The organism is Burkholderia pseudomultivorans (assembly GCF_902499075.1).
GTDB classification, from domain to species: domain Bacteria; phylum Pseudomonadota; class Gammaproteobacteria; order Burkholderiales; family Burkholderiaceae; genus Burkholderia; species Burkholderia pseudomultivorans.
In genome coordinates this window covers 154,591-164,142 of sequence record NZ_CABVPP010000009.1, presented here as the reverse complement: position 1 = coordinate 164,142, position 9,552 = coordinate 154,591, and the positions used below count along the sequence as shown (strand labels likewise).

The following is a 9,552-nucleotide window of genomic DNA, read 5'->3' as shown; positions in this document are numbered from 1 at the left end:
CCCAAGATCATGAACACGATATCTCTAACGCACCACCCTCAGGGCCCGTTTACACCGTTCCGAATTTCAACAGCCTGCTAGGTCCCCCGGCCCGCGCATTGTGCTGCGCATTGTCATTGCCGAGCCCGTTATACAGGGACGCCACCGCCACCGGACGGTCAGGTTGCCCCTCCAGCCAGTCGACCCACACCTCCTGACCCACTCGCGGAACGGCGACACCTCCCCAGTTGTCGCCGCCGATCGGAGTCATCATCCGCGTCCAGGTGCCTGCGCCATGATCACCGGGCGCATTGGATTCGCGAGGATGTTCTTCGCGGCTGGCTGCATTTCCACCGCGCTGTGCATGATGCTGAATACGAACTCGGTGGTCGCGGTCGGTATGAATCGGCGCGTTGGAGCCGACGACAATTGCCGTCTGCGCCCCTTGCATGACGGCTTCAGGATGCGAACGCACACCGTGCAGACCATCCGATTGCGGCCGGTAGGACTGTTCGGCCGGCAACGCCACAAACGCATTTCCGTACACGCGCCCGGTGTCATTCCGCAACAATGCATCGCCGGGATATGCATCGGTATCGGGCAGGCCGTTCTGCGACAATCCTTCGACGACGGCGAACGCATCGACTTCGTCCGCAGGCGGAATCTTGCCGAGCCTGCGCTCGATTGCGCCGTGAACATCCGCGTCCACGTTCGCCCGCACTTCATGCTCCACACGCAGACAAACGAAGGCTTGCGAGTTTTTCACCGCCGGATGGTCGCGCATTGCGAACCGCAGGCCCGGCCTCATGTCGCGGCGCATACCGCGCCCTTCGCTGCGCGACGCGGCCACACGTTGTGCATCCAGTTGCTGCTGGGCCCGATAGTCGCCGATCGCAGCAGTCTGATATGCGTAGGGGCCCGCGACATCGCGATCGATACCTGGCATGACCGCCCCTTTCACCGTCGCCTCCGACGGCCTCGTGGACAAGGTGCGATAATCCCAGCTCGCGCGTGTCACCTGCCCGATGCGCCACCGGCGCGCAGCCATGAACTCCTGGATATTCCCTGCCGGATCCCCGTCGCTCTTCTGATGGAATCCGATTACAACAGGGTCGTCCGGCTTGAATTGCTGATTCGAGTCTGCCAACACCAAAGTGTGCTGGCCGAAGTTCGAGGAGTTTGCCTCGCCCTCGTGTTCGAACCAGTAAAAGATGCCTTCTTCCGCCCACAAGCGTTGCAGGAAATCGAAATCCGATTCGCCGGCCTGGGCAGTCAGGCTTCGTTTTCGATACTTCGATTGATCGGTCAACGCCCATCGCCACGAGGGTGCAATCGAGCCTCGCGCGTAGTAGCCGAAGATCTGCTCGCTGATATCGATCACACTGGCGTGCTGATAATTGTAGCTGTCGACTCGCTGACGGAGCAGCGCACACCACGGTTCGATCGTGAAACGAAAACGAGCGAGGCCGCCGTTACTGCCGATCAGTTCCGCGGCAACGACGTGTCCGTGGATCGGACGCCGCGTATCACGCCCTTCTGCGGCCTGCCACTCAATCAGAATCGGACTGCCGATCAGCTTGCCGATTGCAAGGCGGGCATTCTCCGACAATGCCGTCAGTTCGAAACGAAATCCGCCACTGCCGACCGCTTCCCAGCCACGCAGGCTCTCCGCGATCAAGGCATCCGCGCCGAATGTGGTGTGCATCCACAGAAAGCGGCTGTGCTGCGACCAGCCCCGAAGCAGCAAATTCAGTGCGCCTGTATCGATAGACATGGTTTTACCGTTTATTATCGCGAGCGATCGCCCACCATCACATCGAATTGACCGTATGGGTCTCCGCCAGCGCCTGCAGGCGTCGACTCAGGTCGCGGACCGCGTCGGCCGGTGCGCCCGACACGACGAAGCACAGGTTCTTGTAGATCCATACGAAACCTCTTCCCGGGCCGGCGACGGTGCTCTGGACCGACACGGTTCCGAGAGGATCAGAATCCGTCTCGAACGGCACGCGCGCGGTCGACGGCGAAGTCGTCTCGTTGAAAAAATAGTCTGCCGCCCTGAAGCGATCCTTGGCCTGTGCAACCGTGATCGACACGCGAGCGCCGTTGTACTGACCGTTGAAAACGTACTCCCGGATATCTTTGAGCGGTCCGGTTTCATTGAGGTGCTGCTCGTGGTTCTCGACCTTCAGCGCAGTGAAACCGGCAACGTGCTGCGTCGCGAGCCTGTCCCAATCGAATGCGACGATCTTCCGGCCATCGTCGGTTGCAAACTTACGGTCGAAATCGATGCGCGACTTGTATTCATCGACACGAGCGGTCGGGTTGAAGGCTCTCTGAATGGCTGCGGCTCTTTCATCCGGATTCATGGCGTTTCTCGATACCGGCGCCTGCGCATGGCACGCGGCGGCAAAAATGGAACATAACAACAACCCGATGACGCACTCTTTCACTTCACCGCTCCTACACCTGGAAATTCTTTTGTCGTCATCAGGAGCTGTCCGATGTATTCATCAGGCGCCAGGGGCGGCTGGATTTTGTATTCCCGGCTGATTTCGCGGCTCGATTGAACCGTATCGATCGAGGCGGTAAGGTACGCGCGCAACGCTTCGTCGTGATGGGGCCCGGCACATGCGTCTTCGACCTTGTGGGCCAGATGCGCAAAAGCGTGATTACCGAAGCTGGTTCGCGACGGAGAATCGCCGGCGATGACCGGCGTCGACCCGTTCGACGAAAAGAACGGGTTGTTGCAAGAGCCGATTCCGACGAGATTGGTCGAATTGATATATCCAAACGGGTTCTGAAAATAGATTCCCGGCTTAACGCCCAGCGCTGCCGCAAGACTGAACACGGCCGACGCCTGATCGTAGCAGTTCACGGTTCGTCCATCGTCAGCGGCGCCGCCCGACGCGGCGCCTCCGGCCGGCTTCACCGCACGCTTCTGCATGTATTTCGTCAACTCGAACAGGCCGCCAGACATCGCTACGGCCCCGCCGAAATGGGGTGCGCCGGAAATCGTGTCGTAATGCAACCCGTGGCCGTGGTGACAGTAGTCTGTGACTTTCGCGATGGCAGCCTTGCTTGTCGACATGCCAGCAACCGACGCTCGCTTGAAGAGAAAGCGCAGCGCTTCCGCCCACACACCGGAACCGAATGGCGTACCCGGCCGATCGAGTAACACGTACACTTCGAGCCGCGTCGCGGGCGTCACGGCGGCACTGATACCGGTCGCGGCATCATTCAGTTTCCACGATGCATCACCGCAATAGCAGGCAAGCGTGTCCGGCAAATTCATGACTGTCGCGGTGATCTGATGCTCGCCAAGTGCAGTGGGACAATCTCCCTCGATCGTCAGCCCCCCCAACGTCCCCTTCAGTTTCATTGTGGCGGGCGCATCCGGTTTTGTCTTCGTGACGCGCAATTTGATGTCGACCCTGTTGTTCGCGCCGGCCTTGGACTTGACGAGATACGCGGCAGGACGCTGCGAGCCGGCTGCATAGCAAAACTCATCCGGCTGCTCGATCTCGACGAAATTCGCATCGTTCCTCCAGTGAGGTGCGGCGACGGCGGATTGCTTGCGCGTAACGGTTACCCCGCCCCGCCAACTGATCTCCAGCAACTGCGCCTCTATCACGCGCCCAGGGATCAATACCGTCTTGCGCTTCGTGCGCGAGATCGGACTCGTTGCAGACGACGATTTAACGGGGATATCCGACATGCGTGCTCTCAGCGATCGATCTCGATGGACAGCGGCTCGGCGTCAGCCGAGGTCACCAGGTGGGTGTGTCCGGTTGAGTCGGTTACACCATGTTCAACCGCCCCGTTCGCGCGGATGATGCGGTATGCACGCCCGGCGATCGGCTCACCGGTCTGCTCGTCCTTGAGCACGAACCCCTCGTCGAACATCGGCGCACGGGAATCCGGCAGCCCGGGTAGCGAAGGCGCGGCAGCCAGCGGACCCGGAAACGGATGCGATCCGGCCTTGACGGCAAACTGTCCCGGCGTCTCGATCGTGATATCGCCGCCCTTCAGCGTAATACGGCTCGGCCCTTGCTGGATGACGATCGCGTCTTTCGCCAATACATCGACGCGGCCTTCCGTCGACGTGACTCGCACTGACTGGTCCGCCAGGACCTCCATTGCGCCGGTATGCGCCTCGACGCTCACCGGCCCGTGATTCGCGATTATCTTCACGCCTCCCTGCGAGCCATACAGGCTCAGCGACTCGCCCGATACGCCGGCAATCGTCGCCCCTGCCGAGTAATGCGCGTCGCCCTGCGCCGTCAGATGCACGTGCTCGGCAGCATACGAGACAGCTGTCTTTGGCGTCACCAGCGCCACGTTTTCCGGAGACTCCATCACGATCGCCGGCACTGCGAAGCGCTCGACAGGGTCACTGCCGTTGCGCTCCGTTCCACTCGCCTTGGTCGATGCTTGCCCGTTGACCGGGCCCGTATACTTTCCGTCCTGCTGCGGGTCGATCGCTCTGAGAAGATCAGCCTGCGCACCGTTCGCGCCGAGACCTTCGGCCTTTGCGTCAATGGCAGCTCCATCGAGCTGCCGCGCAGTCAGGGCCGCCTGTTTCAGTTGTCCCACGCTCTCGGCCACGTCCATTTGCGTCGAGGTCGCTTCGGGGCGAGCCGTGCTCGACAGCAGAACACCTTTGCCTGCTCGCACGACATTCCAGCCGGCGGTGGCAAGTTCGAATCCTTCACCGCGGTACATACCGCGCGACGCCCCGTCCTGCGCAATCAGGTAGCCCTGCGCCAACACACTATTCGCAACGGCGTTGCCGACTTCGTGGCGCAATTGTCCCGCCGCGTCGTCCATCACCCACCGCGTGCCAGGCTGTCCATCCAGCGTGCGGGTCTGCACACCGGACAGCGTGCCGGCGTGATTCGCATTGCTGCCCTCGCCGGCCGCGAACGGCGGCTGTACGCGTCCTCCATAGACTTGACCCAGGACGACCGGCATGTCGATATTTCCCGAATCAAAACCGATCACGACTTCAGCGCCCACGCGCGGCGTGAAGCTGTGCCCGAAATTCGGCCCCGCCGTCTGCTCGGCAACGCGCGCCAGCACGCCGGACCGATGATCGCCCGGTGCATGTCCGGCAGGATTCGAACGGCTCGCAGTATCCGTCAATCCGCCGGGCAGCGGCGACTCCCCTCGCATCCAGGGAAACTGCACGCGAACCTGATGATCGCGCGTGCTGCTCACCGAACTGCCCGGCTCTCCGACCACGATCGCCGTTTGCACGCCAGGCACGATCGGTCGGGCCCGAGTATCGGGCACGATCGCTGTATCGGGAGGAATGCCAATGAAGCTGTTGCGATACAGCCCGTTTTCCAGTTGCCCCTGGCCGAGCAACTGCGCGATCTCCGCACCGAGATTGTTGACGGCCTCATGGTCGATGCAGAGTGGAACGAACCGGATCGCTTCGTCCAGGTAACCGTCCAAGGTGTATACGCTGCCGGCTTCGAGCGTTCGAATCGAGCCAGCGCCACGATGAAGCCGCCTGGGGAGCCGAAGGGCGTCGAGACGCTGCCCCGCATATTGCTCTGCCTGAGCCGAACCGTCGAACCGGCCCGCGCACTGGCCGTCGTATATCTCGCGAGCCGGCAGGATCGGAGTGTCCGGGTCGGCCTGACTGTGCGCACGACCGGAAACGGCCACGAGTTGATCCGCTTTCCAGCTCGATACCACGACCCGATCCGGAACCATCTGATGACGCTCGGTGAAATAAGTCATCACGCCGTCCGGATCGCCGACGTCCTGCAGATTGTAAGGAACGATCCCGCCCGAAGGCAGCGTGGCGTGCGCATCGAACACGACGAGCGTGTGATCACCGCTGGGCGCTTTCCCCGCATCCTGCGCGTGCTCGAAACGGAACGACAGACCGGCTTCCGACAATAACCGCAGCGTGAATTCGTGATCCGTCTCCCGATATTGTCCGCGCAGTTTGAACGTCCGCAGCGCGTCTGTGAGGTCATAGCGACGACGCGCTTCGGGATAGTCGCCGAATACACGCTCGCAAATGCCCTCCGTGTCGAGATCCACGAAGTACAGGCAATTCCGGCGCAAATGCAGGAAGGCAAGCCATGACTCCAGCGTCAGCCGGTAGCGTGTGATTCCACCGTCGCTGTCTGCGTATGCAGCGTATGTCACATAGCCGTTCCAGCACCGCTGGCCGGCGCCGGTCGCCAATCGCAGCCGGGCCGCGCTGCCAATCAGCGGCGCAAGGTCGAGAAACGGCTCGCTCGACAGCAGGTCGATCTCGAACCGGAACGATTCGTTGACTCCCTCTCGCCCATGGAAGCGTTCGACCGCAAACTTGCCCGGCATGGCGGTATCGATCTGGATGTGACGAGTCGTCTGGTCGTATCCCATCAATGCGGCGGTTAGGTTCATGACAATATCCGGTTCTGCTTAAGTCCCATGGGTATCTTGCTCCGCGCCACGGCTCCGAATATCGGTTCGTTCCGTAGACGGCGGGGGGAGCGGCGGTATCCCACTACTGAATTGCCTCGTACCCGCAATCACCCAGGCCATGTGAACTTGGCCGCGCGGAACTCGTTCAACTTCAGTTCGCCTTCCCATTGCTCCTGCGGGGTTTCAACGTGCGGTGGCTCCCAGCGCTTGCCGTCCACGTAAACGGTCCGCCAGCGCAGGTAACCCCAGATGCAATAGGGTTCGCGACCGCCGGCTTGCTGCTGGAGTCCGCTCGTCACCTTCGGGTCGGTCAGCACTGCGCTATCCGAAGGTGCAGCGGAACTTCTCTCCGCCCCTGCCTTCTGCACCGCTTGCATCGCCGCGTCGTACCGCTTCAATACATCGCGCTCCTGCGCAGTGAGTGGTGACTGCGGCTCCGGCCCTGGCGGCATGCCGCCGCTCGGTCCCAACGCCAACGTATTCGGGTTCATTGTCCGCAAGCGTGGCCACGCGCCCGGCAGGCCGGAATCGACCTGTGTCTTCCATGCGGCATGTTCGCGCGTGTAGCTGGCCTGCTTGGCTTTCAGTGCCTGGATCTGCTTATAGTTCCAAACGTCGTCGTCATCGCCCATCGGCTTGAACCAGGCGCGCGAATCGTGCATGTAATTGTCGTATAGCGCGCTAATGGCATCTGCGAGAGGCTGCGTCGCATTCCAGTCTTCACGCACTTGCTTCCACTGTTCCCACTTGTCCTGCAATTGCGCCTGCGCGACCTGCATCGCCCGCTTGCTGATACCGGCCGCCGCGGGAACCGCCATCGGCACGCTTCCGAGGATCATGATGAACGGCAGGAGCGATACGGACGCAAAAGCCGCGCCCTTCGGATTTTCACGCAGCCAGTTCTCACCGTACTTGCCGATGTAGTAACCAAGACTCGGCCCCCCGTCCCGCTCATGCTGCAGCAGATCTTCCCACTCAATCTGCAGTTCCTGATTTGCGCTGTCGAGATCCGTTGCATCCTGCGGATACCCCGCCTGAGCCGCCTTGAAGCCCGGCTGGGCCCGCATGTTCTTGAGCCGCATCCTCCGCCATCGCAAGTAATATCCGTAGTGGGCACGCATCAGCCCCGGCGTGCCATGTGACGGGTCGTGGTAGCAGCCCGCGGTCGCATTCACGTACGCTGCGAACGCCTGCTTCAGACCGGGAGATATCTTGAAGGCGTTCGCCGCTTCCGCAGAAACGCCCACTCCCTTGATGTCGAGCGGCACGCCTGCTTTGCGTGCTTCGCGGTACATGTCGAGCAACGGAATCTGGGACAGCTTATCGGAATCGTCGCGACCGCGCCCCTGCTCGCCGGGCGCGTAGCCGCCGCCGATATCCGAGTGCACGCCGGGATATACGATTTCTTCGCGACCGCCGCCAGAGCGATCGATCAGATCCAGAGGAAACGAGCCGCGGGGCTCGTGCGCCGCGACCATGTGAACGCAACGACGAACATACGGAGGCACCGCCATCAACTGCCCGCGCCCCCACCCACCATGCCCGTCGAACAGCGTGGGCGCGGCGCCCTGTGCGATGCCGACGGAAGCCACCGTATCGAAAATGCCGAGAAATTCGTATGAAACCGGCACACCGCAGAGAGTGAAATTATCGAGTGCATCCGGCAGCCAATTGGAAAAAGTACGTGCCTCCGCGGATCCCCGGGAGAAGCCGAATACATACAAACGAATATTCCGCAGTGCAGGTTTGCCTTTTACGAGTTTGTCGCCGACGCGCTCCTTGAGGTGTGCGACCCGCTCGTTCAACACCTTGCGGCGCATCGCATCCCAGGCCTGCATCGCGGCGGCCCACTTCGACGAGTCGACTTCGCTCTTGAGCTGCGCCCAGACCGAATCGTGCTCCCAGGTCAGTTCAATGCCGTTCTGCTCGGCGGCCATCAGTTTGAGCGCGCCGGCGCCATTGCTCGAGCGGGCCTTGATGTCGCCGAGACTTCCCGGTTTGGGTATCACACCGCCGGAATCGATGCCCTTGAAATTCATGTCGACGCTCATGGATTTCACGAGGCTCTTGTCCGTCACACCGAGCGCCGCACTTAGACCGATCTTGAACGCGCATTCGTGCACGATGTTATGGATTTGCAACAACGCCCAGTTGATGCGCCCTTCCCCCGCCCATCCGGCGGCGGCGCCTGCCGCCGCCTGCAGTCCTACGCCGTAGTCGCCGACCTCTTCGCTAAAAGGCGTACCGACGCCCGCGACATAGATCGCCTTATGATATTCGTCCTGCTGAAATGTATCCCGGAGCCGCGCGACATTGCTGTGCTTGTGTCCGGACCGATCCCGCTCGGCATTGTTGCGTGTGCCATCGAAGAAAATACCGATATGCAGCGTCTTGCAACAACTCATGCCGTCGTCTTCATGAAGACGGCGGAGAATCGCATCCTGCTCCTCTGACGTCACTACACTGACATCCGGTCGTTCAGCGGAAGCAAAGCGAACGCTCATGGCGCAGCCTCCACCATCCTTTTATCCGACTTCGGGCAGTCGCGGCTGCTGTTCAACACGGTAAAGTTCCCCGGACAAGCCTTGTTCGGTACCTGTAATCCTTCCGGAAACGCCGGTGCCCCCGGTAGCCAGGGAGACACATATGCTTTGATCCTGTCTCCCGGGAAAAACACGATCCACAGGTAGCCATCCGAGAATGAACCATACTGCTCGATCGGCACGACCCGGCTTGCCACCGCATCCGGATTGCGCTTGTACATCTCGTCGTTGCGCCATTCGACCTTGACCGTCAATCCGGGACGCCATTTTTGAGGCACCGACACGCAGCATGTGATGCCGCCGCCCGCGCTACCGATACGGGCGGGCACATTCCCGCCCCAGGTCCCGTCGACATAGAAGGTGCCGATCGGCACGTCCGTGTAATTCAGCGCATTCAGCTTCAGCCCGATCCCGGCATCTTCATCACCAGGTCGCGCAATCTCCTCCGCCGTCGTCCCGGTTTGCGTAACCGCCTGATCTGTCGCACGAGAGCAACCTGCTCCCGCAACGAAGGCGGCCAGAAAAACGGCCAGGCGAACAACGGCCATCACCGATCCAGTTCGTAAATTCATGACTCGATTCTCATGTCTGGATCCCGTTT

General features: G+C 61.3%; 4 protein-coding genes and 2 pseudogenes. All 6 read right to left on the bottom strand.

What is annotated here, in order from left to right:
* Window positions 1-76 precede the first annotated feature (76 nt).
* Window positions 77-1,753: pseudogene (locus tag BST28156_RS09605) on the bottom strand (type VI secretion system Vgr family protein); the annotation flags it as partial.
* A 37-nt stretch (window positions 1,754-1,790) separates the two neighbouring features.
* The gene (locus tag BST28156_RS09600) at window positions 1,791-2,429 is read right to left on the bottom strand and encodes a hypothetical protein (RefSeq protein WP_174902070.1); all 639 of its coding nucleotides are present in this window, start codon (window positions 2,427-2,429) and stop codon (window positions 1,791-1,793) included.
* Window positions 2,426-3,694 (bottom strand): hypothetical protein, encoded by a 1,269-nt coding sequence (locus tag BST28156_RS09595; RefSeq protein WP_174902069.1) that lies wholly within the window; start codon window positions 3,692-3,694, stop codon window positions 2,426-2,428. Before BST28156_RS09595 ends, BST28156_RS09600 begins: the two co-directional genes overlap by 4 nt.
* 20 nt (window positions 3,695-3,714) lie before the next feature.
* A pseudogene (locus tag BST28156_RS09590) lies at window positions 3,715-6,387 on the bottom strand (type VI secretion system Vgr family protein); the annotation flags it as partial.
* Window positions 6,388-6,515: 128 nt separating this feature from the next.
* Window positions 6,516-8,912, bottom strand: coding sequence for a T6SS phospholipase effector Tle1-like catalytic domain-containing protein (locus BST28156_RS09585; protein WP_174902067.1), 2,397 nt, complete (start codon window positions 8,910-8,912; stop codon window positions 6,516-6,518).
* A complete protein-coding gene (locus tag BST28156_RS09580) occupies window positions 8,909-9,523 on the bottom strand; it encodes a DUF3304 domain-containing protein (protein WP_174902066.1) in 615 nt (204 codons plus the stop codon). Before BST28156_RS09580 ends, BST28156_RS09585 begins: the two co-directional genes overlap by 4 nt.
* Between the last annotated feature and the right edge of the window lie 29 nt (window positions 9,524-9,552).